23 protein-coding genes are annotated in these 26237 nt (G+C 43.0%); 1 reads left to right on the top strand and 22 read right to left on the bottom strand.

Features of this window, described 5'->3' with window-relative positions; translation table 11 throughout:
- Positions 1 to 8: 8 nt before the first annotated feature.
- The 21 genes from ABXS70_RS21175 to ABXS70_RS21275 form a co-directional block, all read right to left on the bottom strand.
- Positions 9 to 1223 carry a WXG100 family type VII secretion target gene (locus ABXS70_RS21175; RefSeq protein WP_366290628.1) on the bottom strand — a complete coding sequence of 405 codons (1215 nt, stop codon included), beginning with the start codon at positions 1221 to 1223 and terminating at the stop codon, positions 9 to 11.
- A 701-nt stretch (positions 1224 to 1924) separates the two neighbouring features.
- Complete coding sequence (locus ABXS70_RS21180) at positions 1925 to 2278, bottom strand: Imm7 family immunity protein (RefSeq protein ID WP_366290631.1); 354 nt, start codon at positions 2276 to 2278, stop codon at positions 1925 to 1927.
- 177 nt (positions 2279 to 2455) lie between these two features.
- Positions 2456 to 2863: a hypothetical protein gene (locus ABXS70_RS21185; protein WP_366290634.1), complete on the bottom strand. Its 408-nt coding sequence runs from the start codon at positions 2861 to 2863 to the stop codon at positions 2456 to 2458.
- Positions 2864 to 2875: 12 nt separating this feature from the next.
- On the bottom strand, positions 2876 to 3997 hold the full coding sequence (locus ABXS70_RS21190; protein ID WP_366290637.1) for a deaminase domain-containing protein: 1122 nt from the start codon (positions 3995 to 3997) through the stop codon (positions 2876 to 2878).
- A 497-nt stretch (positions 3998 to 4494) separates the two neighbouring features.
- A complete protein-coding gene (locus ABXS70_RS21195) occupies positions 4495 to 4779 on the bottom strand; it encodes a DUF4183 domain-containing protein (protein WP_253496935.1) in 285 nt (94 codons plus the stop codon).
- Positions 4780 to 4861: 82 nt separating this feature from the next.
- Positions 4862 to 5839: a DUF4183 domain-containing protein gene (locus ABXS70_RS21200; protein ID WP_366290640.1), complete on the bottom strand. Its 978-nt coding sequence runs from the start codon at positions 5837 to 5839 to the stop codon at positions 4862 to 4864.
- Positions 5840 to 6001: 162 nt separating this feature from the next.
- Positions 6002 to 6664: a hypothetical protein gene (locus ABXS70_RS21205; protein WP_366290643.1), complete on the bottom strand. Its 663-nt coding sequence runs from the start codon at positions 6662 to 6664 to the stop codon at positions 6002 to 6004.
- A gap of 133 nt (positions 6665 to 6797) precedes the next feature.
- Entirely contained in the window at positions 6798 to 8042 is a 1245-nt protein-coding gene (locus ABXS70_RS21210; RefSeq protein WP_366290646.1) for a hypothetical protein, read from the bottom strand.
- Between the two features lie 1050 nt (positions 8043 to 9092).
- The gene (locus tag ABXS70_RS21215) at positions 9093 to 9563 is read right to left on the bottom strand and encodes a hypothetical protein (RefSeq protein WP_366290649.1); all 471 of its coding nucleotides are present in this window, start codon (positions 9561 to 9563) and stop codon (positions 9093 to 9095) included.
- Between the two features lie 34 nt (positions 9564 to 9597).
- Positions 9598 to 10083: a hypothetical protein gene (locus tag ABXS70_RS21220; RefSeq protein WP_366290652.1), complete on the bottom strand. Its 486-nt coding sequence runs from the start codon at positions 10081 to 10083 to the stop codon at positions 9598 to 9600.
- Between the two features lie 17 nt (positions 10084 to 10100).
- Entirely contained in the window at positions 10101 to 11363 is a 1263-nt protein-coding gene (locus tag ABXS70_RS21225; protein ID WP_366290655.1) for a WXG100 family type VII secretion target, read from the bottom strand.
- 366 nt (positions 11364 to 11729) lie between these two features.
- Entirely contained in the window at positions 11730 to 12014 is a 285-nt protein-coding gene (locus ABXS70_RS21230) for a DUF4183 domain-containing protein (protein ID WP_366290658.1), read from the bottom strand.
- Positions 12015 to 12096: 82 nt separating this feature from the next.
- A complete protein-coding gene (locus ABXS70_RS21235) occupies positions 12097 to 13104 on the bottom strand; it encodes a DUF4183 domain-containing protein (RefSeq protein ID WP_366290661.1) in 1008 nt (335 codons plus the stop codon).
- A gap of 224 nt (positions 13105 to 13328) precedes the next feature.
- Positions 13329 to 13991, bottom strand: coding sequence for a hypothetical protein (locus tag ABXS70_RS21240; protein WP_366290664.1), 663 nt, complete (start codon positions 13989 to 13991; stop codon positions 13329 to 13331).
- A gap of 378 nt (positions 13992 to 14369) precedes the next feature.
- Positions 14370 to 14609 (bottom strand): hypothetical protein, encoded by a 240-nt coding sequence (locus tag ABXS70_RS21245; RefSeq protein ID WP_366290667.1) that lies wholly within the window; start codon positions 14607 to 14609, stop codon positions 14370 to 14372.
- 14 nt (positions 14610 to 14623) lie between these two features.
- A complete protein-coding gene (locus ABXS70_RS21250; RefSeq protein WP_366290670.1) occupies positions 14624 to 15691 on the bottom strand; it encodes a hypothetical protein in 1068 nt (355 codons plus the stop codon).
- 363 nt (positions 15692 to 16054) lie between these two features.
- Complete coding sequence (locus ABXS70_RS21255) at positions 16055 to 16456, bottom strand: Imm7 family immunity protein (protein WP_366290673.1); 402 nt, start codon at positions 16454 to 16456, stop codon at positions 16055 to 16057.
- A 12-nt stretch (positions 16457 to 16468) separates the two neighbouring features.
- On the bottom strand, positions 16469 to 17584 hold the full coding sequence (locus ABXS70_RS21260) for a restriction endonuclease fold toxin (protein WP_366290676.1): 1116 nt from the start codon (positions 17582 to 17584) through the stop codon (positions 16469 to 16471).
- A 175-nt stretch (positions 17585 to 17759) separates the two neighbouring features.
- Entirely contained in the window at positions 17760 to 18149 is a 390-nt protein-coding gene (locus ABXS70_RS21265) for a hypothetical protein (RefSeq protein WP_366290679.1), read from the bottom strand.
- A gap of 218 nt (positions 18150 to 18367) precedes the next feature.
- Positions 18368 to 19855 carry a hypothetical protein gene (locus ABXS70_RS21270; RefSeq protein WP_366290682.1) on the bottom strand — a complete coding sequence of 496 codons (1488 nt, stop codon included), beginning with the start codon at positions 19853 to 19855 and terminating at the stop codon, positions 18368 to 18370.
- Between the two features lie 150 nt (positions 19856 to 20005).
- Positions 20006 to 20482, bottom strand: a complete 477-nt coding sequence (locus ABXS70_RS21275; RefSeq protein WP_366290685.1) for a DUF4362 domain-containing protein — start codon at positions 20480 to 20482, stop codon at positions 20006 to 20008.
- Between the two features lie 196 nt (positions 20483 to 20678).
- Here ABXS70_RS21275 and ABXS70_RS21280 point away from each other — a divergent pair, with 196 nt between their 5' ends.
- On the top strand, positions 20679 to 22310 hold the full coding sequence (locus ABXS70_RS21280; RefSeq protein ID WP_366290688.1) for a stalk domain-containing protein: 1632 nt from the start codon (positions 20679 to 20681) through the stop codon (positions 22308 to 22310).
- A gap of 151 nt (positions 22311 to 22461) precedes the next feature.
- Here ABXS70_RS21280 and ABXS70_RS21285 read toward each other — a convergent pair whose 3' ends face one another.
- Complete coding sequence (locus ABXS70_RS21285) at positions 22462 to 26019, bottom strand: glycoside hydrolase family 2 TIM barrel-domain containing protein (protein ID WP_366290691.1); 3558 nt, start codon at positions 26017 to 26019, stop codon at positions 22462 to 22464.
- Positions 26020 to 26237 lie beyond the last annotated feature (218 nt).

Genomic DNA, 26237 nt, shown 5'->3' on the forward strand with positions numbered 1-26237 from the left:
TCCTTTTATTAATTTTTAATAACGGATCCGTCATTTATCCAAATCTCTGTATTTCCTTTTCCTCCCGTCTTTCTATTGATTATTTCTATAATCCGTTTTGCATCCTCAAGCGTATATCCAATCTCTCTACCGTCTATTACAACATTTTCTCCTTGTCTATTGATTGCCTCAATGGCTTTTTTAGAAGTGGTATTTATATTTCTACTTTTAGCTGTTTTTGCTTCAATAATTACTTCATCTACATTAAAGTCAGCACCCGGAACTAAGTTCCCATCCTTTCCCTTAACATCAGCTAACTTTTCCACATTCTTCCCTTCTCGGAGCCACCTATCAGCTATTTTAAATTCATCAACGTTCTTAAACTCTTTCACGCCTGATATAGTTCCTGTCCATTTTTCAGGACTAATAACTCCATCACGTGCTCTTTGCATTAGAGTATTTTTCTCAAATTCAGTCAAATGTTTAAAAGACTTAATTATTCCCTTTTGTGTCTGAACAGTGCTGGCATCCCCCTCTTTCCCACTCCCCTTCTCCGGCTCCTTCTTACTTTCCCCTGACCCACTTGATCCACCCGATCCGTGATGATCCTTCGAATGCAAAGCCTTGCCAAATAGAAAATAAGAGAGGGCTTGGCCTACTACCGCTCCTTTATAGTACCCTGACTCATCCTCACTCAGCTGTTTTTTCTGCTCGTTTACAAACTGCTCGATGTCGGATCTTGCTGTACCTGTGCCCCATGCGGTGTCCCAGGCAAATCCTATTCCGCGTCCAACGTCGACGATTTTACCAACCGTCAGATCATAGCCCAGGCTGCCCAATGTACTGAATGGATTATAGATGAATGCCTCTATGGTCTCGCCAATGCCTGTAACCGTATCGCCGATGGCTTTATCAATCAATCCCGCAGCAAAATTGGGCTCCAGCTTATCCGGGATTTGCAGCATTTCCCCTTCTGAATGGTCTGCTTTTTTGAATGCGCTTAATGTCTCCGTTATCTTATTCTGAAATTTATCCAGCAGCCCAAGTGTAGAGGGGAATACATGCTCTTTAATATTCATAAAATCCCAAAAAAACCTCTCGCTCGTCACACCCGACCATTCCGATTGTAACAAATACATCGTCTTGTCCAATTCATAGACAATTTTGCCGAGCTGCTGTTTACTCTGCTGCAGCAGACGGGCGTTTTTTTCCAGCTCATCCGGGTGCACCTGAATCCGTGTCATGCCATCTCACCGCCAACCTGATCATAGTCGTTATCCCTAAATTTTAACAAAACCAATTTCACATTGGAATTGAACAGAAGAAGCATTTTTCCTTCATCTATTCAGTATTTAGGTAACTACTTCAGGCAGCCAAGCTTGCACATGTACGCATACTATACTCTATTTGTTTCAAGAATAAACTATAAACTCCTTATCAGAAAATAGAGCCCTAGTATCGTTATCGCCCATTACATATTTTTCACACGGATCACTCAATAATAGAATAACTTTTCAATTGCAAGTTGAATTATTATAGGCAAAAAAACGGCTCCTATCACAGATTCGGTTCTTACACTTTCTCGGGATATTGTTATAGCGTTTTTGTTGAAGAATGTCTCGTTTTTTAAGGAGTGAAGAGTTGTTTTTAGTTTGCTCGTATTCTTCAGATTCACCACTCTCCTAAAGCCAGTAAACACAATATATGCCCATACTATTTCTTTTGTACATGTGGTGAGTGTGCCCACCGCCCAGGATTCCATCATTAGATTGGAACTAAATATGCACTCTAACCAGATACCATCCAGCTGCATAGAATAAAAGAAAAACAGGTCAAGAAAGGTGTTATCTCACCATAATCAACCTGTTTTTGAATCGGAATTATCATTTAGTTTTACACCGAAAAGAAGATAAACATTTAATCAATTTCTAAAATGAGTTTAATACTAAAATTCAGAATCATCGGTTACAACGGGTGTTAATGGTGACAAAAATGGGTCATGTTTTTCTTCAACATTACCTCTTTTAAGAACATATACATTAAACTCATTAAAATGTATTGGGTGTTCATCATTATACACATAGAGCATACCGTATGAGCCGGGGGCTTGGATTCCTACATTCTTCATTATTTCCACCGGATGAAATTTGGATGAAGGCTCATGATTCCATAGTCCACTCATCCAAAGATGGTATTGTCCATTGATCACCTTCATATCTAAAACATCTACATTCGGCTGTACATCCTCAATGTATTGTTCAATTGTTTCGAAAACAAAATCATGATGATACCCGATCATAATCAACTTGCTTGCTGTATCAGGATAGCGTTATTTATGGTATAGAATTAAAGCACTTGATGCGTGTATAACCGAAATGATGAAATCTTAATATGAGTATTACAAAGGTTTATTATTAGTTGAATAATGGGTGGTTCATTCGCACTGGACAGTCTCACCCTTATTTTATTGAAATTATTAATCTACCTTCAAACCTAGAATATACTCTACTCTAGATTTTGCGGAATCACTTGTTTCCCTAATTTTGTATCCCTCTATATCATCAATTAACTTTTTACATGTTTGAATGTCTCTCGTTAGCATTTCAATGTCATTTTTATCGATATGCTCTTCAAATTTATCATTTTCCAAATAACTATTCAGTTTAGAGTATATAAAATCAGCAATTTCTTTATATTTCAAACTCTCTATTGCAATAGAAACAAAATATAGTGTTTCAGTATACAAACTATTGTTTACTATTCTCCAATCTTCTTCGAGTATCTTTGCTGAAACCTGTGCTACATTTAATCCATCTTCCTCAATATATTCCTCAAAGTCTAACACAATAGATGATTTTATTGATTCATAACTTGCTAAGTTCATGTCCAACACTCCTTATTTCATACTTTTAGAATAAACATTCAACTCAATATTCGGGAACTTACGTCTAAATTCCATGATTAGATTGGAACAACTTTGACACGCATCTAATTCTGTAAACAAATCAATTCGCCCTTTAACATTAGGGTCTTTTATTTGAGAAGCAATATCTTCGAGAATTTTTGCTTCCGTGTCATTAAATCTTGGAAATTCATCATCTACATAACTTTTTAATGACTTATCAACTTTAGAATAACTGAAATCCCCGATATTACTACCAACGCTATCAGCAGAATGGATCTGACTGTGTGCTTGAAATTCTTTTTTAATACCAGGCATACTCACATCTGCCACTGCGACATTTCCATTACTTAATTTTCTTAGTTTTCTATCAAGTTTATCTCTCTGTGTTTTTGAAAGATCTTTATATTCGTCGGAATTTCTTATTTTTTCTATTTCTCTGTTAATATCACCTCTTGCATTTTGAACCTTTTCATGTAGGCTGTCTATTTTACGATTAGGTAATTTAGTATTACCCGTTCCCTCTTTCCCACTCCCCTTCTCCGGTTCCTTCTTACTTTCCCATGACCCACTTGATCCACCCGATCCGTGATGATCCTTCGAATGCAAAGCCTTGCCAAAGAGAAAATAAGAAAGTGCTTGGCCTACTACTGCCCCTTTATAGTACCCTGACTCGTCCTGACCCAGCTGTTTTTTCTGCTCGTTTACAAACTGCTCGATGTCGGATCTTGCTGTTCCTGTGCCCCACGCGGTATCCCAGGCAAATCCTATTCCGCGTCCAACGTCGATGATTTTACCAACCGTCAGATTATAGCCCAGGCTGCCCAATGTACTGAATGGATTATAGAGGAATGCCTCTATGGTCTCGCCAATGCCTGTAACCGTATCGCCAATGGCTTTATCAATCAATCCCGCAGCAAAATTGGGCTCCAGCTTATCCGGAATTTGCAGCATTTCCGGGATTTGCAGCATTTCCCCTTCTGAATGGTCTGCTTTTTTGAATGCACTTAATGTCTTCTTTATCTTATTCTGAAATATATCCAGCAGCCCAAGTGTAGAGGGAAATACATGCTCTTTAATATTCATAAAATCCCAAAAAAACTTCTCGCTGGTCACACCCGACCATTCCGATTGTAACAAATACATCGTCTTGTCCAATTCATAGACAATTTTGCCGAGCTGCTGTTTACTCTGCTGCAGCAGACGGGCGTTTTTTTCAGCTCATCCGGGTGCACCTGAATCCGTGTCATGCCATCCCACCGCCAACCTGATCATAGTCGTTTTACCTAAATTTTAACAAACTCAAATTAACATTGGAATTGAACAGAAGAAGCATTTTTCCTTCATCTATTCGGTATTTAGGTAACTACTTCAGGCAGCCAAGCTTGCACATGTGCGCATACTATAATCTACTTGCTTCAAGAATAAACTATAAACTCCTTATCAGAAAATAGAGCCCTAGTATCGTTATCGCCCATTACATATTTTTCACACGGATCACTCAATAATAGAATAACTTTTCAATTGCAAGTTGAATTATTATAGGCAAAAAAACGGCTTCTATCACAGATAGAAGCCGTACAATGCTTTTTTTAAATCACTACAACCAATCCTTATGACACTACAAATTGTACAACAATGGGAGTACCATCATTTAATGCATCTCCACCCGGGATTGTAAGTGTAGTGGTGGTAACCGAGGATGTGTCTGCTGTCTGCATAAGGCCATTAATGTAGAGATTATAGTAATTGAACGTGCCTGGAAAAGCTGTTGCGGCCGTACCTGCATCGTCTGTAAAAGCTGTCGCAGCAATGGCAAACGTTGCTCCGGTTCCTGTTCCATCACCAATAGTCGCAGCAAATCTCAAACTGTTCTGAAATGGTGTAACAAGCGGCATGTTTCTCACCTCCTACCTGACATAGTATATGTAGTAGATTTGAGAGTAGTGAAGGCAGAGGTAAGAGGTAATATAACCATTTTCAATTGTTAAGGATCACCGCCGTTAATTGAACAATTTCAATAATGACAGGTGTTTCAGCAAACAGGACACCGATTTGAGATGGAATGAATAAACCATCCGCAGTTAACACATACGAATTGCCAGGCTGTACGATCCCATTAATATAAAGATTGTAGTAACTCGTCATGCCGATCCCTGCAAATTGAGATATGCTTCCTCCCTCATCATTAACAAATTCAGCAGCAGCAACCGTAAGCGAGTTCGACAAATCCAAATCAGTGTCAGGAAAATAAAAGTAGCGGTCTGATGTAGGAATGATCTGAATTCCGGGGACACTGCCCGGTGGGCCTTGCTCACCCGGAGGCCCCGTTGGTCCCTGCACTCCGGGAGGCCCCTGCTCACCGACGACACCTTGAGGACCAACCGGACCTTGGGCTCCCGTGCTTCCCGGTTCGCCTTGTTCACCACGAGGACCAGCAGGTCCCTGCACTCCGGGAGGCCCCTGCTCACCGCCGACACCTTGAGGGCCAACCAGACCTTGAGCTCCCGGACTTCCCGGTTCGCCTTGTTCACCACGAGGACCAGCAGGTCCCTGCACTCCAGAGGGGCCTTGCTCACCTGCGACACCTTGAGGGCCAATCAGGCCGTGGGCTCCCGCTCTTCCCGGTTCACCGCGTTCGCCGCGAGGACCAGCGACACCTTGTACTCCTGAACTGCCTGCTTCCCCCTGCTCACCCCGCGGGCCTGCCAGGCCTTGGGAACCTTGTTGTGAGATCAGTCCCTGTGTTTCGGGAGGAGTGAATGTACTATTTCTGTGTCTGCGGGATACCTTCTTTTGTCTCACACGCTGCTTACAAGCACATTTTGTTCTTCCCAAAGCTTTACGTATCGCATACCGTTTCTTACGTTTTCTCGGAATATTATTACAGCGTTTAGCTGAAGAATGTCTCTTTCTTAATGAGTGAAGAGTCGTTTTCACCTTGTTCGTATGCTTCAAAGTCGCCACCCTCCTTAGGCCAGTAAACCACAGTATATATGCCCTATACTATGTCTTCAGTAATTGCGGAGAGTGTGCGAATAACTATGACCACAGCCCAATAAAAAAGAACTACAGCTTCTGCTATAGTCCTCCCTCTTACCTATTCCACCCTTATTTTCTTTAATCGTACCTGGGATTCAACGCATCTCTCCAAACGTCATCTTCCACGAAATCAACATTTTTCGCCTTAAAATAAGATCGTGTCTCTTGCTCCAGATCATATAGGATCTGAGGCCAGTCCTTCTCTTCGATCACTGTCGTTTCAAAGTCTCCGACGAGATTCAACCACCGATGATTTAACTCCTGGTAGTCCTGTATTCTGTCTTTTAGTTCAGCGGATACAGGATAATTGCTGATATCCAGCCTTTCGAATGTCATCTGCATCCGGCGAAGCGCCTGCGGCCATATGTCTCCTACTTCTATATGATTGATAAATAACGGCGCAGGTTTAGCCAGCCAATTCGCTTCCTGACTTAAAGTGAGATTCATAAAGTTATATTTATTGATGATTTGCATCATATCTATTAGACCGTAATAGACTTGCCTTGCCTGCTCTCCGTCCTCAACCATCTCGTTTATGATTTTGCCATCCTCCAGTATGCGGTTAAACATACGATCATTCGTGATAATCGCACTTTTCATATCAACCAGATCTTGACGGATATTCGAGGTCAGGTATTGTTCATACATTCTTTTTTCTCTATAGAAACTGTAGGTTAGAACAAGCAAGATCACAAACGCAAGGCAGCAACCGATCTTGAAAATCCGTTTTTTAAAGATCATGGCGAAATATTCTCCTTGGATTTTATAGTAAGAAGCACCTCTACGTTTATGTGGTAGAAGTGCCTTAAGTCTTTCAAAATTTCAGTTGTGAAATTTCATCTAGATGTTTCTCGGATCCATGTAACACCAACGATTACTTCGTTATCTTGTATTTGATCAGATGATATTGGCCGTCGCTAACCACGGTACGATAGACCACATTTTCAGACGCGTCATATGTGAAGTTACTCTTATGCACATCATCTAAAACAAAGTATGTACTAAGCAACATGTCTCCATTATCTTTCATTAGTGTATACCTCTCTCCCCATTTGCCATTAATGGTTCCAAAGTCAATGTACTCAATATAGCCATCGTTACGATAGAAGCTCATTAAATGGTTAGCATTAAGCTCTCCTTCGTAATCATGTGAAAACAGCTTTTTGAAGTTATGGTCGTACACCGTGAAATTGTGTTCAGATTGGTTATCAATTAAAAGTTTACTTCCGGTTGAGTGCGTAGACATGCTCATGTTTCTATCCAGCACGGTGTCCCATTTGAGTTTACCATTCAATCCATAAGCCATTAATTTCTGTCCACCATCTGAATTGTTTCTAGCATATTCTATAATCAGTGTACCGCCACTTAATTGATGATACTTCGTAGCGTAGAATCCACTAAACTTTTGAGTGTTTATCGTAAATAATGGCTTTTTCAACGATGTTACATCTTTGAAAACCTCGATTTTATTCTCACCTTTAAAATGAAGTACATAACCGGAATTCAATACCTTCGTTTTATAACCTAATACCGTTTCGCTTGTCGTTATTCCTTTGGAATTTAATGTAATAAAACGAGATTGATCTTTAAGACTATCCGTTTGTTGCAGAACAATTCCATTTTTATACGGATAGATATTGGAGAAACCTATATCCTTCTTCTCGAATAGACGCTTTCCTTTCCCATCTAAACTGAGAATGTTAAACGTTTTTCCGCGATTCGTAGAATACTGATAGAATATACTGCCGCTTCCGTTATAGAACCAAGTATGATTCAGAGGGTAAAAATTCTTCACTTTATTTTTAATGTCATATGTCCAAGCTAGTTTCCCTGTCTTCTTATTTATCGTGTATAGGCTGAAGTTATTACCAGATACCTTGGCGGGATTTAACATCACAAGTTGAGCAGCACGATTAACAATGTCTAGTGGAGTGTAACCCAGATCAAAGCTCAGATAATCAATTTCTTTCGGAAACGTATGTATCCATTCCTGCTGCAACCCTCCATGCTCTTCTAAACTTAATTCGTTAAATGCTGCATACATCTGATTTGTACTGGCTAAATACAATGTTAAAACTACGAAAATCGCTATTAATCTTTTGGTTACTTTACCTTTCAATACGACACAGCCCTTCTCTTATTTTATGTTTACTTTCATGTACACGAAGAAAAATGAATTCATACTAATCCATTTTCAGATCACGTGTTGCATTTATACATTCAAATACGATAAAAGATGAGATACTCATTCATTCTCCATCCCTCTTAACTCAAATAACTTTTTCACTACACCACTTAGGGTTATAAGGTCTTTGACTTAGTCTAAAGATATCATCAGCCTTGTAGCACCACTCAGCATCATCAAACCACAAGTAATCTTCTGGATTATCTTTAAAATACTCCACTACAAACTTGTACATGAATTCCTATTGATGATTGATATTCACAATATCCATCGCCCAAAAATAATCCGTTGATTGTGTGAGCCACGTGAAACTATCATATGAATTTTCAACAACTTTGTTTACGTTAAACGTAAAGTACCTAATTGTATCTTCATTTTTTCAGAACTTAATAAGGTCTCTTCATCTACTTTGGATAAGGTGCCTTCTGCAGATTGAAAGTTCTGATCTGTATCAAGTACTGTAATGTGAAAATAGTACATATTCGCTCTCCGCGCTGCCTTCTTGAAGTTCTCTATATCTCCTGATAGTTTCGAATTTGAATGAACGTTCTGTACTCTTCCCGATTCCAAAATCCCTCTTCGTTATTAATTCTCAGAATTCCGTCAATTCTGTAGAGACATTCATTATCGTTATGGAGGAAAAGTAGATTACGATCTGTGAATCAATGATTTCGAAGTAATGCTATCCCACTCATTATCTAGGCAAAAATTTAAATTCTGAGTATATTCAAAGTCACTAGAGAGGAATTTTGACTCGTATCCAAAGGGATCATATGACGTATCAATTAAAGAATTAGAGAAGCCATATCTGCTAATCGTTTCATCAATCTCAATTCCTTTCTTTAACTGGATCACCTCGTTACAAATAAACCCAATCTTATTTAATTTCTTTATTAGCGCTTCATCTATAAATACAACGTACAGACATTCAACACAAGAAGTCCCTCTTACATTTACATGGCAGAAGTGCCTTTAAATCTAACTTTAACGTTCCATAAAGTTCTCATATTCAATATGCTCAAGAAGCTCTCCATAATTCGTCTGAAGCATTTCAAGATAAGTTATGTTAAACGTATACGTTCCTTCTGCATAAAAAAATATTTCCTCTCCCGATGTGTGATAGAATATTCCACTTACTTGGAGCGATTCTAGAATTGCAAATGAGATTTCGTACATCATTTTATAACAGATTTCATAATGTTGATTGTTTTTTAATTCGTAAGATATAGTCTGTTCATATATAAAATCCTCTTCTTGGAACATCGTTTCATAAGAAGCGGCTGGATGATTTGGCGGAAAATGATTATCATATATATTTATTTTCAAACCATTGCCCAGATCATACTCATCATTGATTTCATTTTTTTTATAACTCACCTTAAGATTTTTACTTATTAATAGATTCTTCATCCGTAAGGCATTTTGTTTTCCGTTTAATTTAAGTGAATACTCCATAGACTTGTCTCCTCTACTTTTTATGTAGTAGAAGTTATTCACTGATATTATAAGGCTCCGTTGTTGAAAACGTATCATACCAGTTGTTTAATGGTATATACTTCACATTTTGTATTTCTAATTCTTGTGGCCTAAGGACGAAAAATCCTCCTTTTTCCAATATTCTGATTAATGGCTCATATACATGTAAATAAACAGTGTATTCCGGTTTTTTTTCAACAAATATTGATAATTGTATATAAAATTCAAATATTTTTTTTAAATACTGGTAATCATCAATAAATTCCAGAACCTCTGGATTGCAATACATGGCAATCGGAAATTCATTCTCAGTATCACCAAGTAATTTGGCTATATTAGTAAACATCGGTGGTTGGGGTCTAAGACCCTCATTTTTATAAAATAAAGCCAACCTTCTTAGAAATTCATAGCCTAAATCTGCATCTTCATTAGACACAATAGTACCAACTTTTCCCCAGTTAATTTCGTTTATTCTGCATACCGTATCATTTAAGTACATTTTTTTCACCTCTAAATTTAATAGTCCAGGTCCTTATCAATATTCTCTTCATATTCCTTATACTTGTCATAACCCGGGAAATCACGTGTAGGTTGTTTATCAGTTAAATTTGCCTTATCATGTGCATTCTTCTCAGGTTGTATATCAAACCCTTTTCCATTCCAAGTGGATGGGTCTCTTAAAGGCATACCTCCATCCATTAGTTCTTTTTCTTTCAATTCATGGTTCGCAAGCTCTCTAAACCAGGTTTTCTGTTTGTCATTTAGTTCTCCCTTTTGAGCTAACTGCCATGCATGTGCAACATCAGGATCTGCTTGGAAATATAAGTTTTCATAAGGCTTACCACCTACAGATAAATCCTTTGTATCTAAAAACAAATGCTTCTTCATGTTCAATACCTGTTCGTCTGCCAATCCTGTATTTTTAGCTACTGTGCTAATATCTTCAATCCCTGATTTTCGTATATCAATATACTTCCTCTCAAGAAATGCTTGAAATCCATCTTCTGGTGAGATGATGTGCTTTTTCATTTCAGCAGGATTGGTTATATAACTTGATTTACCCGTTCCCTCTTTCCCACTACCTTTCTCCGACTCCTTCTTACCTTCCCCTGACCCACTTGATCCACCCGATCCGTAATGATCTTTCGAATGTAAAGCCTTGCCAAATAGAAAATAAGAGAGGGCTTGGCCTACTACCGCTCCTTTATAGTACCCTGACTCATCCTCACTCAGCTGTTTTTTCTGCTCGTTTACAAACTGCTCGATGTCGGATCTTGCTGTTCCCGTCCCCCATGCGGTATCCCAGGCAAATCCTATTCCGCGTCCAATGTCGATGATTTTACCAACCGTCAGATCATAGCCCAGGCTGCCCATTGTACTGAATGGATTATAGAGGAATGCCTCTATGGTCTCGCCAATGCCTGTAACCGTGTCGCCGATGGCTTTATCAATCAATCCCGCAGCAAAATTGGGCTCAAGTTTATCCGGGATTTGCATCATTTCCCCTTCTGAATGGTCAGCTTTTTTGAATGCGCTTAATGTCCCCGTTATCTTATTCTGAAATTTATCCAACAGCCCAAGTGCAGAGGGGAACACACTCTCTTTGATATTCATAAAATCCCAAAAAAACTTCTCGCTGGTCACACCCGACCATTCCGATTGCAACAAATACATCGTCTTGTCCAATTCATAGACAATCTTGCCGAGCTGCTGTTTACTCTGCTGCAGCAGACGGGCGTTTTTTTCCAGCTCATCCGGGTGCACCTGAATCCGTGTCATGCCATCTCACCGCCAACCTGATCATAGTCGTTACCCCTAAATTTTAACAAAACCAATTTCACATTGGAATTGAACAGAAGAAGCATTTTTCGCTTCATCTATTCGGTATTTAGGTAACTACTTCAGGCAGCCAAGCTTGCACATGTGCGCATACTATAATCTACTTGCTTCAAGAATAAACTATAAACTCCTTATCAGAAAATAGAGCCCTAGTATCGTTATCGCCCATTACATATTTTTCACACGGATCACTCAATAATAGAATAACTTTTCAATTGCAAGTTGAATTAGTATAGAGTAAAAAAACGGCTCCTATCACAGATAGAAGCCGTACAATGCTTTTTTAAAAATCATTTCAGCCAATCCCTATGACACTATAAATTGTACGACAATGGGAGTGCCATCATTTAATGCATCTCCGCCGGGGATTGTAAGTGTAGTGGTGGTAACCGAGGATGTGTCTGCTGTTTGCATAAGGCCATTAATGTAGAGATTATAGTAATTGAACGTGCCTGGAAAAGCTGTTGCGGCCGTACCTGCATCGTTTGTAAAAGCCGTCGCAGCGATTGCAAACGTTGCTCCGGTTCCTGTTCCATCCCCAATAGTCGCTGCAAATCTTAAACTGTTCTGAAATGGTGTAACAAGTGGCATGTTTCTCACCTCCTACCTGACATAGTATATGTAGTAGATTTGAGAGTAGTGAAGGCAGAGGTAAGAGGTAATATAACCATTTTCAATTGTTAAGGATTACCGCTGTTAATTGAACAATTTCAATAATGACAGGTGTTTCAGCAAACAGGACACCGCTTTGAGATGGAATAAATAAACCCTCCGCAGTTAACACATACGAATTGCCAGGCTGTACGATCCCATTAATATAAAGATTGTAGTAACTGGTCATGCCTATTCCTGCAAATTGGGATATACTTCCGCCCTCATCATCAACAAATTCACCAGCAGAAACCGTAACCGAGTTCGATAAATCCAAATCAGTGTCAGGGAAATAAAAGTAGCGGTCTGACGTAGGAATGATCTGAATCCCGGGGATACTGCCCGGCGGGCCTTGCTCACCCGGAGGCCCTGTTGGCCCCTGTACTCCAGGAGGTCCCTGCTCACCAGGCACACCTTGAGGGCCAACCGGTCCTTGGGCTCCCGGACTTCCCGGTTCGCCTTGTTCACCCGGAGGCCCTGTTGGGCCCGACACTCCAGGAGGTCCCTGCTCACCAGGCACACCTTGGGGGCCAACCGGACCTTGGACTCCCGAACTTCCCGGTTCACCTTGTTCACCCCGAGGGCCAGCAGGTCCCTGCACTCCGGGAGGTCCCTGCTCACCAGACATACCTTGAGGACCAACCGGACCTTGGGCTCCCGGACTTCCCTGTTCGCCTTGTTCACCCCGAGGGCCTGCCAAGCCTTGGGAACCTTGTTGTACGATCAGCCCCTGCGCTGCAGGCAGACTGACTGTTTTTGTTTCTTCAATTTTAGCTGGGCCAGATTCAAAACCAAGCTCAGGACAGGCCGGATGAACATCGCTTCTTCCAGGGAAGGCAGTAATTTTGCGGCTGCGGCATGCTTTCTTTTGTCTCACGCGCTGCTTGGAAGCACTTCGCTTTCCTCCCAAAGCTTTACGTATCGTATACCGTTTCTTACGTTTTCTCGGGTTATTGTTACAGCCTTTCGTGGAGGAATGTCTCCTTCTTAATGAGTGAAGAGTCGTTTTTGCTTGGTTCGTATGCTTCAAAGTCGCCACTCTCCTTAGGCCAGCAAACACAGCATATATGCCCTATACTATGTCTTTTGCACATGTGGAGAGTGTGCGAATAACTATGACCACCGCCCAATAAAAAAACTACAGCTTCTGCTGTAGTCCCCCCTCTTACCTGCTTTACTTCAGCAGTTACCCATTTCCCTTCATATCTTGCATCGATCCTCTCGTTCCGTTTCATATCCATATCCTTATTTTCTTCAATTATACCTGGGATTCAGCGCATCTTTCCAAACGTCATCCTCTACAAAATCAACTTTTTTCTCCTTAAAATAAGCACGTGTCGCCTGCTCCATATCATTTAAGATTCGAGGCCAGTCCTTCTCTTCGATCACTGTCGATTCAAAATCTCCGACGATATTCAACCACCGCTGATTTAACTGCTGGTACTCCTGTATTCTGGCTTTTAGTTCAGCGGATACAGGATAATTAGTTATATCCAGCCTTCCGAACGTCATCTGCATCCGATGAAGCGCCTGCGGCCATATGTCTCCTACTTCCAAATGATTGATAAATAACGGCGCAGGTTTCGCCAGCCAGTTCGCTTCCTGACTTAAAATGAGATTCATGAAGTTATATTTATTGATGATCTGCAGCATATCTATGAGACCGTAATAGACCTGACGTGCTTGTTCTCCGTCCTCTACCATCTCATTTATGATTTTGTCATTCTCCAATATACGATTGAAAATAACGTCATTATTGATAATTGCACTTTTTAGATCAACGATATCTTGACGGATATTCGAGGTTAGATATTGTTCATACATTCTTTTTTCTTTGTAGAAACTGTAAGTCAGAAGAAGCAGCATCACAAATGCAAGGCAGCAGCCGATCAAGACAAGTCGCTTCTTTAAGATCAAGGCAAGATGTTCCCCTTTCTTTTATAATAAGAGACACCTCTACGTCTGTGTGGTAGAAGTGCCTTAAGTCGCTCATAGTTTTAGTAGTAGGATGTTATCTAGATCGTTTGGGATCAGTATAACACCAATTACTACTGTATGAACTTTTTATCCTATTAAGTTAGCCTACAAACCTATAAATGAACTCAGATTCGTCGTTTTTTATATTTTAGTTTCTTTATCAGTTCCTCTGTTAAAACATTTTCCTCGAACTTAGAAGAACAGTCCGTCGCCATTGAAATTTCTCAACAGGTAACACAGGAATTTGCGTAAAATCATATTCTGTTTCAGCTAATACTTTTGCTGCTTATTCGCACCAACTGAGGCTATAGCTCCCTACTATTCTTCAATTATATAGACTTTACTAACAGTATTATCCTCGTTAAAAACATAAATTCTACCACAATTAATACATCTCCATACTTCCTTCTTCGGGTCGGGTATTGAAAGCGGGTCTATAGAATCTCCCATGTTTATAATACAATCCCACTCTCGGTCAGTATAAACATGCAATTGAACATCATTTGGAGCTTCTACAGTGGACAAATACTCCCCACATTTACATTGAAATCTAGCCATACCTTAAATACCTCCTAGTTAGTTATCTTCCCATCTTTTATCCATATTTCTACTTTTCCCGGAATCTGCTTATCAGCATAAGTCCCCTTAGCACGATTAAGAATCTGCTCTGCTTGTTCTTTCGTAAGTCCGGCTTCCCTACCATCAATAACAACTATTTCAGCATGTTGTTTAAATCCTTCTTTAATCCTTCCTACCCCAGTATTAACATTAGGGTTTTGAAGAGATTTAAGCTCTGTTAAAACTCCATCTACTTTAAAATCAGGAGTCTTTTCGCCATGTTTTGTTGATTCTGGAATCCTTTCAACCGTCTTGCCTTCTGCAATTAAATCATTTGCAACTTTTCTTTCTGCTGGTTTTAATTCGTGAATATCCCCTACAAATTTCCCTTGAACCCCTGATGCTCTATTCGTACTTTCTTTTCCCCCACCCGATCCGTGATGATCTTTCGAATGCAAAGCCTTGCCAAAAAGAAAATAAGAAAGTGCTTGGCCTACTACTGCTCCTTTATAGTACCCTGACTCATCCTCACTCAGCTGTTTTTTCTGCTCGTTTACAAACTGCTCGATGTCGGATCTTGCTGTTCCCGTCCCCCATGCGGTATCCCAGGCAAATCCTATTCCGCGTCCAACGTCGATGATTTTACCAACCGTCAAATTATAGCCCAGGCTGCCCAATGTACTGAATGGATTATAGAGGAATGCCTCTATGGTCTCGCCAATGCCTGTAACCGTATCGCCGATGGCTTTATCAATCAATCCCGCAGCAAAATTGGGCTCCAGCTTATCCGGGATTTGCAGCATTTCCCCTTCTGAATGGTCAGCTGTTTTGAATGCGCTTAATGTCTGCTTTATCTTATTCTGAAATATATCCAGCAGCCCAAGTGTAGAGGGGAATACATGCTCTTTAATATTCATAAAATCCCAAAAAAACTTCTCGCTGGTCACACCCGTCCATTCGGATTGTAACAAATACATCGTCTTGTCCAATTCATAGACAATTTTGCCGAGCTGCTGTTTACTCTGCTGCAGCAGACGGGCGTTTTTTTCCAGCTCATCCGGGTGCACCTGAATCCGTGTCATGCCATCTCACCGCCAACCTGATCATAGTCGTTATCCCTAAATTTTAACAAATAAAATTCACATTGGAATTGAACAGAAGAAGCATTTTTCGCTTCATTCATTCGGTATTTAGGTAACTACTTCAGGCAGCCAAGCTTGCACATGTACGCATACTATACTCTATTTGTTTCAAGAATAAACTATAGATTAAAACTAAATACGTACTCTAACCAGATACCATCCAGCTGCATTGAATAAAAGAAAAACAGGTAAGAAAGGTGGTATCTCACCATAATCAACCTGTTTTTGAATCGGATTTATCATTTAGTTTTTTCCACCGAAAAGAAGATAAACATTTAATTATTTTCTAAAATGAGTTTAATACTAAAATTCGGAATCATCGGTTACAACGGGTATTAATGGAGACAAAAATGGGTCATGTTTTTCTTCAACATTACCTCTCTTAAGAACATATACATTAAACTCATTAAAATGTATTGGGTGTTCATCATTATACACATAGAGCATACCGTATGAGCCGGGGGCTTGGATTCCTACATTCTTCATTATTTCCACCGGATGAAATTTGGAAGAAGGCTCATGATTCCATAGTCCGCTCATCCAAAGATGGTATTGTCCGTTGATCACCTTTATGTCTAAAACATCTACATTCGGCTGTAAATCCTTAATATACTTTTCAACTGTTTCAAAAATAACTACTTCTTCATAACACGTCTCATCACCTGTACTTGCTAAAACAACTGCCCAACCATGGTATTGATACATACTTTCACCTCTTTAATTCTTATTGAATGGTGAGATATCAATTATAATCTCAACGTTGTATCTCTTCTCATATTCTCTTAATTGTCTAATTACTTTATCAGCTGGGGCTGTCTCGAAATGAAAGTATGCCTTTCTACCTGTTTCCACAGCAGCCTCAATAGTGGCCTTTGCCTGTTCCCTAAATTGAGAGCTTAGATTATTCATTGATGTTTTAGTCTGACCGATGTATTGGTCAGAAACTGTATCAAATTCTCGATTTTTGGGGTCATTATTAAATATCATACGCGACTGTCCACCAAGTTTTTCTGCAAGCAAATCGGCTCCAGCATCTTCTTTAGACGCCTGCTTTAGTCCACCTGAATACTGCGTATAGACACCTGAACCCGTAACTAATCTTGAAGCAGCGTCACCCGCCCCCTCTTTCCCACTCCCCTTCTCCGGCTCCTTCTTACCATCTCCTGACCCATTTGATCCACCCGATCCATGATGATCCTTCGAATGCAAAGCCTTGCCAAAAAGAAAATAAGAGAGGGCTTGGCCTACCACCGCTCCTTTATAGTACCCTGACTCGTCCTCACTCAGCTGTTTTTTCTGCTCGTTTACAAACTGCTTGATGTCGGATCTTGCTGTACCTGTGCCCCATGCGGTGTCCCAGGCAAATCCTATTCCGCGTCCAACGTCGACGATTTTACCAACCGTCAGATCATAGCCCAGGCTGCCCAATGTACTGAATGGATTATAGATGAATGCCTCTATGGTCTCGCCAATGCCTGTAACCGTATCGCCGATGGCTTTATCAATCAATCCCGCAGCGAAATTGGGCTCCAGCTTATCCGGGATTTGCAGCATTTCCCCTTCTGAATGGTCTGCTTTTTTGAATGCGCTTAATGTCTCCGTTATCTTATTCTGAAATTTATCCAGCAGCCCAAGTGCAGAGGGAAATACATGCTCTTTAATATTCATAAAATCCCAAAAAAACTTCTCGCTCGTCACACCCGACCATTCGGATTGTAACAAATACATCGTCTTGTCCAATTCATAAACAATTTTGCCAAGCTGTTGTTTACTCTGCTGCAGCAGACGGGCGTTTTTTCCCAGCTCATCCGGGTGCACCTGAATCCGTGTCATGCCATCTCACCGCCAACCTGATCGTAGTCGTTATACCTAAATTTTAACAATTCTAAATTCACATTGGAATTGAACAGAAGAAGCATTTTTCGCTTCATTCATTCGGTATTTAGGTAACTACTTCAGGCAGCCAAGCTTGCACATGTACGCATATTACATCCAATAGATATAGCTTCTAATTCTTCTGTTTTTGTTTAAAATACTGCATGATCTCTTCGGGCCGCTGCGTCTCTAAAGTGATCTGACCGTTCTCAAACAGGATCATGTACGGATACGTGTGCAGATCAAAAATGTCCTCATAATCAAATGGATGTTTGTCTCTAACATTATAAAAGTTAACGTTGGTAATAGGTCCCTCGGCTCTCCAATGGTTATTGTTCACTTCATTCAGCTGCGTTTGTAAATCCACGATAAACGGCCGTTCTGCTGTCTGATCGGTAAATACAGCCAACGAAGCACCACTGCTCTCATGTTGAGTCAGCTCCTCAATTGCTTTCTCTCTATTGTGCTGCCCGCATCCTGTGATTACGAGAATAAACGTACATAACAGTACTAACTTCTTCATTAATAGGAACCCCCACAATATGGTACACTACCTCACTAGGCATATCCTGATTTTTATTTTCTATGATTCTCCACAATCTTCTATCTGAAAGGAGCATCCGTCTTGAACAAAAAAGGAATCATTATCATTATGGCTATCCTGCTTGGCATGATCATTTTTGCACTTCCGATTATTCTCTATCTCACTGTCGCCATGAGTACATGAATTGCTGCATACCTTCAATCTCCGCCGCCGCCCGAGTCCCCGCCACCGCTTGAATCTCCACTATCTGATCCGTGATGGTGGCTGCCTGAACTATCGTAATCGTGTGAATGCTTGCTGCCGCTTCCACTATAACTATCCGTATAGACCGGAGAGCCCCCGCTTCCTCCCGATCCCGGGAAAACCGTTCCAAAAATATAATTGTAACGATCGTACGGAAACTCTGCCGCAGACATTGCCCGGTATATCCCTCTCAGGTGCAGAGCAAGCACCAATAAAGGGGTCTGCTTCAACGCTGTTGATCCAGGCAAACTGTCTGCCCTCGCGGGCTCACGATCTGCCAGACGTCTAAGCTCAGGATCAGGGTGCTGCTGAAGCACGGACCAATCCGTCTTACGCACACATCGTGAGCCGATTCCCAGCACCAGCGCAGTTTGAATGATCTGCTCCAGTGTCTCTGCCGTATCACTCAGCCGTCCGGCTGGAATGCCTTTTTTATAGCGTCTGCGCCAGCGAAGCATAGAGGCCTCCCAATCTTTGAAAGATGGAACGACTTCCCTTGCAGGCAGCAGGAGCCTGACAAACAGTGACATAAAAATGATCGTGTAGAGCCATGAAGTGTACTCGGAATTACCAGAGATCGCCAAGCTTAAGCTGATGATTAGTCCAACACAGGCGATTTGGTAGAGCAGGCGTACATGAATTTTGCGAATAACGAATAACCAGATTACTGCCGTAACGGCCAAACCGATTACTCCCGGTACTGAGACACGTTCTGCAAAGCATACGATACCTGTCAGCAGCATCATCACAGGGAACATTACATATACAAGCCACCTCAGAAGCAGCGGCGTTCGAATCAACGGTTCCCAGCTTCTCGTCTCTACTACTCGTTCTTTCCACGACTGTATGTCTTCGAGCTGCTTCTTTTCCTTGGCACGGTAGTATTTCATATCTTCTGGCCGTTCACTTTCCTCTGAGCTGGGTCCAGCCAAAGCATCCAGCCTGAGCCGTTGTTTACCGAAACCGTATTGGGAGAACAACCACTGCATGAAGTGCTGCTCATCCGGCGATCCGGCAGCACCCGCAGATTGAACGCTGTACTCCAGCGTTGTGTTCGGTGCAGAGGAAGCATTCGACTGTCCTCGGTCTTTCCGATAACGCCCTTTGGATTTCACAATTCGCATCGACAAAATGCCTTGACGAGTCAGATGGAACAGGGACGCCTGGGTATCCTTCAGCTTCAGCTGTCCCTTACTGCGCAGATAAGCCAGTAACAAAGGATCTGCCTGCTCTACTTCTTCGTCTGTATAAGGTCCCTTCACCAAGCGAACCCACACCCGGAGCAGCAGTTGAATCACAACTATACCGAGAAGCACCCACATCACCAGCTCTTCCAGCTGTTTCAGCCACTCCTCCTGCAAGATTGGAGCCTGCTGTCTCTGGATAAGGAATGAAGGAAAAATCTGAGATGCAGCATGCCATTCGGTTAGTACATTTCTCATATGTTGACCCCTTTCTTCGTTGTTCGTCAAGCTTCAAAAAATGCGATGATACCTACCTTATATAAACCTGTTCACGGGATAAAAGAACCCATTAGGAGCATGCGCCTTTGTAACGCATCATGCTCCTCATTCATAACAACACTCACTCCCCTAGCTGCTGGGGATGGAGAATATATTTTCTTTTTCGCAGCCAGTCAGGATATAGAATGTGCGCCAAGGTTTATCTTTTGTTGTGCCGATCCCTTTACAGGTATTCGTCTTTTCGGTCTCGTCGGAACCATACATATCTCTTGAGTTGTCGTACGTGGTCTGAATCACCCTGCCGTCATAGATCAGCTCATGAATAATCGGTCCACCCTCGATGGTATATGTCGTTACACGAACTTGATCCGGTTGATGTCTTTTCACATTTTTCATGAAATTCTTCCATGTATCGCGATTTCGCATTTCACCCAACAGAACGACGACATCTCCACTGTCTTCGGCCTGCTCCGGGTTGTGCGGCTCGATCACAGCCGGAAAAGGACTGCTGTTCTCACCCGATTCAGCGATTTGCTGCGGAGTATTCGAACTACAGCCTGCCATGAGTACAGCCGCCAGACACAACATAGGTATGTATTTATTCAAAGAAATCACCTCAATATGTACAACGTAAAGATTACTGGATAGGTTACGTTTTACCAAGAGATTACCCGCTTATGAATGATTGACCTTGAAATTTTTTTATGGACTTTCCTGCCTTCTGTGTAACCTTCGTCCCTTTTCCTGCGTTTATTTAACAGTACTTCCATATTTCCTATCACTTCAAAAAAGAGGCGATTTCATGTATTCAAATGTCCCGGCCAATCATGTAACAACAGAAAAAAGTTCCTCCTCTTCATATCCCCAGCCAATGAACACGCCAAAGAGCAAATCGTTCCGCCGTCTTACCAAGGCAGTAGTATCTGCTGGAGCTGTATCCTGTCTGCTGTTAAGCCTGCTGTCTTCGGTGACCAGTACGGATGCATCAGCTGCAGCCGTTGAAGGGCAGCCTTTCACAGGGAATGCTTCGGACCGCCCGGTCTCGGCACCCGCTGTATCTCCTGTATCCTCCAATACAGAGCAAAAGCTTCACTACACAGCTGTAGAAGGAGGTTACTATTATACTGTGGCGTTAAGAAGTGACGGATCGGTGTGGTCCTGGGGTCGTAATCTGTTAGGGGAACTCGGGATCAGTGAAACGATACGGTATCGTCACACATTTAGTCCCGTACGTATTCCGCATCTATCTGACGTTACAGCCATCTCCACCTCCGGCGGGGGTTACAGTGCAGCGGTTCAAGCGGATGGATCGGTCTGGCACTGGGGAGCTGGCAGAACTCCACGCGCGGTCCCCGGGATTACCAATGCTGCTGGTGTTACCGCAGGATCTTCTACAAGTCTGGTTCTGCTGCGGGATGGGACCGTTCAATCCTGGCATAATCCAACTGACAAGTTACCGGGTACTTCAAGCCATGAGGCTGAACGGGAGCCTGTACTCCACCCGATTCGTGGATTGAATAATGTTGTTCAAACTGCGCTTGCAGGTATGGATGGGTACGCATTGAAGAAGGACGGCTCGGTGTGGACGTGGAAGGAAGCAGATAAAACAAACGCCGGTCCATCCAAGCCAAAACAGATCAAAGGACTGACCCGTATCTCATACATCACCGATCAAAGCGGAGATCTGCTGGTGCTCGACGCTAAAGGAAAAGTGTGGAGAGTAGATTCAAAAGGGAAACGAACTCCCTATCATCATGAACTCACCGTGAAAAAGATGGATGCCAGCTCGAATTACGTCCTTCTGGTGACTGCAAAAGGTGAGGTATACAGCTATGGGAACACCGTAACGGGCAAACAAGGGAAAATAAAGCAGTTATCGGACATTACGGATGTCTCAGCCGGTTACTACCACAGTCTTGCACGTTCCTCCAATGGAACCGTCTGGGGATGGGGCGGGGACAAATATCAGGAGGCAGGTGCACCGGCAACGTCTTCGGGAGGTATGGTGTACACTCCTGTTCAGGCCAAACTGGGTACAGATCTGATTGTAAATGGCAAACTGCTCCCTTCCATGTATCCTGCTGTTGAAACATCGGCCGCACTCCAGCTTCCTATCAAGGTCATTGCGACAGCACTTGGAGCACAATTTCAAGTGCATACGACGGAAGGACAACAAAGTCACTATACGTTAACCTATAATGATCGGATCATTACAGTCAGACCAAACGAAGCCCAGTATACGGTAAGCAGCAGGAATCAGAATAAACCTAAGGAAGCGCAGGTTATAACGTTGAGCGAGCCTATAGGCAATTATTCGGGAGCGGTCACAGCGCCGTATGAAATGTTCCAGGGACTCGGATTGAATGTAACCTGGGATCGCAGCAGGGCTGCATTGAACATGGATGACACGAATCAGGCTGCATCAGCACATTAATTACACCTGATGAACATCTGGGACATAGCAGAAACTTAACCTAACCAGAACAAAAGAAAAATCCTCTTCAAATCAACAGCGGTTCTGAATAAACAACTGTGATTGGAGGAGGATTTGTTTAACTCATTTTGATTTGTGCTGCAGCTGTATATTATTTCTCGAACCGGAACCAGTCAAAATCAAACTGACTGCCTGGCAGGAAGATAAAAGTCACTTTTTGCTCCCCGCATACGCGCTCCAGTTCAAATGTACGTTCCTCATATCCTGCGGATTGGGTGAACTCCACGAGCTGATTATGCTGTCCGTCCGCACCCGAGAAGCGGATATGAATGGTGTTTTTATCAATCGGCGAAGCCCCGCAGATCACCAGCTTTGACGCGCCTTCACTCGCAAAATCCATCTGCTCGAACTCCAGGGATACGTTGTTCCCGATGCCTTCCACGCGATCTTCTTTTACCGTGAACGAATCCCCATACAGATGATCACAGGAGGCTGCCGTATTTTGTTCAAAGGCCCGACTTTGGCGTTCAAACGAAAAACCTTTAATATGAATCTTCTGTTTCACTACAAAGCAGATTGACGTAATGCCCTTCAGACGTTTGGATAGACGATACGTCTCCTCCTGATACACATTCCATATGGATTCCTTGTCATACACGACATCAGCCACCATGGTACTTCCCTCTTCATCCGGCATGCCCTCCCAGATCTGAATGAAGTATTCTTCAGTCGACAGGGCGAAAATCGGGATCGTAATCGTATCCGAACCGTACGGTCCGAAGTCGATGCTGCGGAAACCCACATGAGTCTCGCCATCCCGGCTCGTGGCTGCACCTCGCTCATTGCCATTGCCGACGTCACCTTTGCTGTAATCATACAGGCCGCCAGTGATAAATGAGTACGGGTCTTTATAGGCTGTCCCTAGACCTTCCGCTTTAAATTCCAGCTGGGAGATCAGTTTGATTTTGTCTGTACCATTTTTGCTGGCAGCACGCAAACGGAACGTCCCGTCGCCCATGGCAGCTATTTTTACGATATGCTGATGTTCGTTTATGCTCCGTGCACCTGTGCCCTCTCCCGGAAGGGCATCTACAGCCTGCACTTTGGCGATGTTCGACACGATGCCGGCATCATTTACTGCAGACCATTCGATATCCCGGTAAGAGGTATTCTCCGGATACAGTTTGGCTGTAACGATCAGTTCCGGGGTGGACGGATCGAGCAGCTGGCCTGATTCACTGATGATCTCGATTTTCCGCAAAGGAATCTCCTGAGCGCTGCCTGTCAGCACCGGACGCTCCTCATTTTTCATAAAGACCGGTTGTTGGTGGTTTCGGACAGGAGCGGCATCCGTTTGAACACGGCTCCCTCTTCCTTCCCGATTCACACTTGCTGTTATGGATTCTCGCCCCTCATCCGCGGCCTTAGATTCAAATGAAGCTGTCTCTCCCTGCAATCCTGCTGAGGTCACCTCAATCTGAATGGTCCCCGCTTCCTGCGTAGAACCAATAATCGCCATCAGTTTGCCGCTGAACAGTCTGCGGCTGAGCCCTTTATATGGGTCATAGTCCGTGCTGTCCCCGTTATCCAGACCCAACAGACGCCCGGCACCCGACACCTTCACCTGCACTCGGTTGTTTGCATTCTGCACCGGATTTCCCACATCATCTTCCACTGTAATTTCTACAAAAGTGAGATCTTTACCGTCCGCCCGCAGCTGCTGCCGATCCGGCTGTAAACGAATCCTGCTCGCGTCGGTAAAGGAACGCTGGACATCGGTGGCAATAACCGTACCGTGCTCATCATAAGCGATCGCTTTCAGCTCGCCCTCTTCGAACGGCACTTTCCACCAGCCCGACAGCTGTGTTCCATGAGCATGATCAATTTCGTACGTTCCGATGCTCCTGCCATTCAGCTGCAGCTCAATCTTAGGTGCATTGCTGCATACACGCACATCAATAATCTGACCCGGGCTGAAGTCCCAGTAAGGGAATAGGTGCACCATCGGGCTTTTCTTATAATCCGTCCAAGCCGCTTGGTAAATATAATAGGAGTCTTTGGGGAACGTGGCCGTGTCCAGCTGTCCAAAATACGAGTTTTTCGTATGATACGGTGTCGGCTCCCCGATATAATCAAATCCGGTCCAAAGGAATTGTCCCAGGGAATACGGATGATCGCGTTCAGCCAAAATGCAGTATTCCGGCGACTTGGCTCCCCAACTCGTTGTACTGTTCCCCAGTGCCGAGCACTGCTCATCATCGTCGTCGAGTACAGGCTGTTCATACGGGAAATGATAGATGCCCCGGCTCTGAACAACGGAGGATGTTTCGCTGCCATAGATAATCCAGTCCGGATGCTCTGCGTGGTGCTGGTCATAATATTTCTCGGCATAGTTATATCCGGCCAGCTTCACAATATCTGCGCATTTCTGGGCATTCTCCCAAGGCATGTAGTTGGAACCGATGGTTACGCGTGCATTGCCTTTCGGATCAAATTGCTGCACGTACTCCATCAGCATTCGCGTCACTTCCTGTCCGCGCTCGTCCGCATGGGTATCATAGATTTCATTCCCGATACTCCACATAACCAGGCTGACATGATTTCGGTCCCGCCTCACCCAGCTGCGAACATCCCGATATGCCCACTCAGAGAAAAATCGTGCATAGTCGTACGGTGTTTTGGCTCGTTCCCACATATCAAACGCCTCGGACACCACCAGCATGCCCATCTCATCGGCAAGTTCCATGAACTCTTTCGCTGGCATGTTGTGCGCCGTCCGAATGGCATTAACGCCCATCTCCTTCAGCAAAACAAATCTTCTTCTAAGCGCCGCCACGTTAAAAGCGGACCCTAACGCCCCGAGATCATGGTGTTCGCAGACACCGTTCATTTTCATTTTGACCCCGTTCAGATGGAAGCCTTCAGCGGCATCCAGTCTGACATGTTTAAAGCCGATTCGTTGTGATACAGACTCAATCACCTGTTCCCGCTGATGATCCGTGATCAGCCGCAGTTCCGTTACGAGATCATATAACTGTGGTGTATCCGGGCTCCACAATTCGGGATTCTGCATTTGTAGCTGCTGACTGTTGATGAAAACATCGTTAGGTGCATTTGCCTGAACCTCCGCCTGAGACGAAGCCGCAACTTGGCCCTTATACAGCACTGTATGCACCAATTGTGCACGCTGATGCTGTTCCAGATGCAGCTCCGTATCTACCTCTACCTGCCAGCCATCCGCCTGCTGCTGTACGGATACGTAGATGCCATCCGAGACAATGTGGCTGCGGTCCCGCGTTTTCAACCACACATTACGATAGATGCCCGCGCCGGAATACCATCTGCTGTTCGGGCTTTGATGCACGACTTTGACCAGAATTTCATTATCGCCTTCCACCAAAGCATTCGTAATTTCATGCTCAAACGCAGCATATCCATACTTCCACTCGCCAACAAACTGCCCATTCACATATACGGACGAATCCATATATACCCCGTCAAAACACAAAAGTACCTGCTGCTCATTTTTCGTATATGGATACGTCCTGCGGTACCAACCTATGCTGTTCTCGTATAGATCAAGTGTATTGTAGACCAGCCAGTCGTGGGGAAGCTCAACCGGTTCAAAACTCAGATCTCCCGGCTCCGTAACACCGAGTCCGCTTTTGGCAAACTGCCATCCGTCATTAAAAAGTCTCTTCTCATTCATGTCGTCTCTCACTCTCTTCTGGTTGAATATTCATTGTATTGAACAGTCCCATTTTCCCTGTATACCGAAAACCTTTTCGAAATAAACCAAAAATGATCTATTACAGCAGTAACAATACACCGATTATACCATTTGTCTCTCTTTTGTAACGTCATTTCACACAATTAATTAAGCAATAAAGTGAACGTTTTCATTAACACTGCTAATCTCTACTCGCA

This window comes from Paenibacillus sp. AN1007 (assembly GCF_040702995.1).
Classification (GTDB): domain Bacteria; phylum Bacillota; class Bacilli; order Paenibacillales; family Paenibacillaceae; genus Paenibacillus.

Coding starts and splice junctions, on each gene's coding strand:
- ABXS70_RS21180 (WP_366290631.1), bottom strand. CDS start 2,278: ATGATCGGGTATCATCATGATTTTGTTTTCGAAACAATTGAACAATAC.
- ABXS70_RS21285 (WP_366290691.1), bottom strand. CDS start 26,019: ATGAATGAGAAGAGACTTTTTAATGACGGATGGCAGTTTGCCAAAAGC.
- ABXS70_RS21215 (WP_366290649.1), bottom strand. CDS start 9,563: ATGGAGTATTCACTTAAATTAAACGGAAAACAAAATGCCTTACGGATG.
- ABXS70_RS21225 (WP_366290655.1), bottom strand. CDS start 11,363: ATGACACGGATTCAGGTGCACCCGGATGAGCTGGAAAAAAACGCCCGT.
- ABXS70_RS21195 (WP_253496935.1), bottom strand. CDS start 4,779: ATGCCGCTTGTTACACCATTTCAGAACAGTTTGAGATTTGCTGCGACT.
- ABXS70_RS21280 (WP_366290688.1), top strand. CDS start 20,679: ATGTATTCAAATGTCCCGGCCAATCATGTAACAACAGAAAAAAGTTCC.
- ABXS70_RS21270 (WP_366290682.1), bottom strand. CDS start 19,855: ATGAGAAATGTACTAACCGAATGGCATGCTGCATCTCAGATTTTTCCT.
- ABXS70_RS21265 (WP_366290679.1), bottom strand. CDS start 18,149: ATGAAGAAGTTAGTACTGTTATGTACGTTTATTCTCGTAATCACAGGA.
- ABXS70_RS21185 (WP_366290634.1), bottom strand. CDS start 2,863: ATGAACTTAGCAAGTTATGAATCAATAAAATCATCTATTGTGTTAGAC.
- ABXS70_RS21230 (WP_366290658.1), bottom strand. CDS start 12,014: ATGCCACTTGTTACACCATTTCAGAACAGTTTAAGATTTGCAGCGACT.
- ABXS70_RS21175 (WP_366290628.1), bottom strand. CDS start 1,223: ATGACACGGATTCAGGTGCACCCGGATGAGCTGGAAAAAAACGCCCGT.
- ABXS70_RS21250 (WP_366290670.1), bottom strand. CDS start 15,691: ATGACACGGATTCAGGTGCACCCGGATGAGCTGGAAAAAAACGCCCGT.
- ABXS70_RS21220 (WP_366290652.1), bottom strand. CDS start 10,083: ATGTACTTAAATGATACGGTATGCAGAATAAACGAAATTAACTGGGGA.
- ABXS70_RS21245 (WP_366290667.1), bottom strand. CDS start 14,609: ATGGCTAGATTTCAATGTAAATGTGGGGAGTATTTGTCCACTGTAGAA.
- ABXS70_RS21260 (WP_366290676.1), bottom strand. CDS start 17,584: ATGACACGGATTCAGGTGCACCCGGATGAGCTGGGAAAAAACGCCCGT.
- ABXS70_RS21205 (WP_366290643.1), bottom strand. CDS start 6,664: ATGATCTTTAAAAAACGGATTTTCAAGATCGGTTGCTGCCTTGCGTTT.
- ABXS70_RS21255 (WP_366290673.1), bottom strand. CDS start 16,456: ATGTATCAATACCATGGTTGGGCAGTTGTTTTAGCAAGTACAGGTGAT.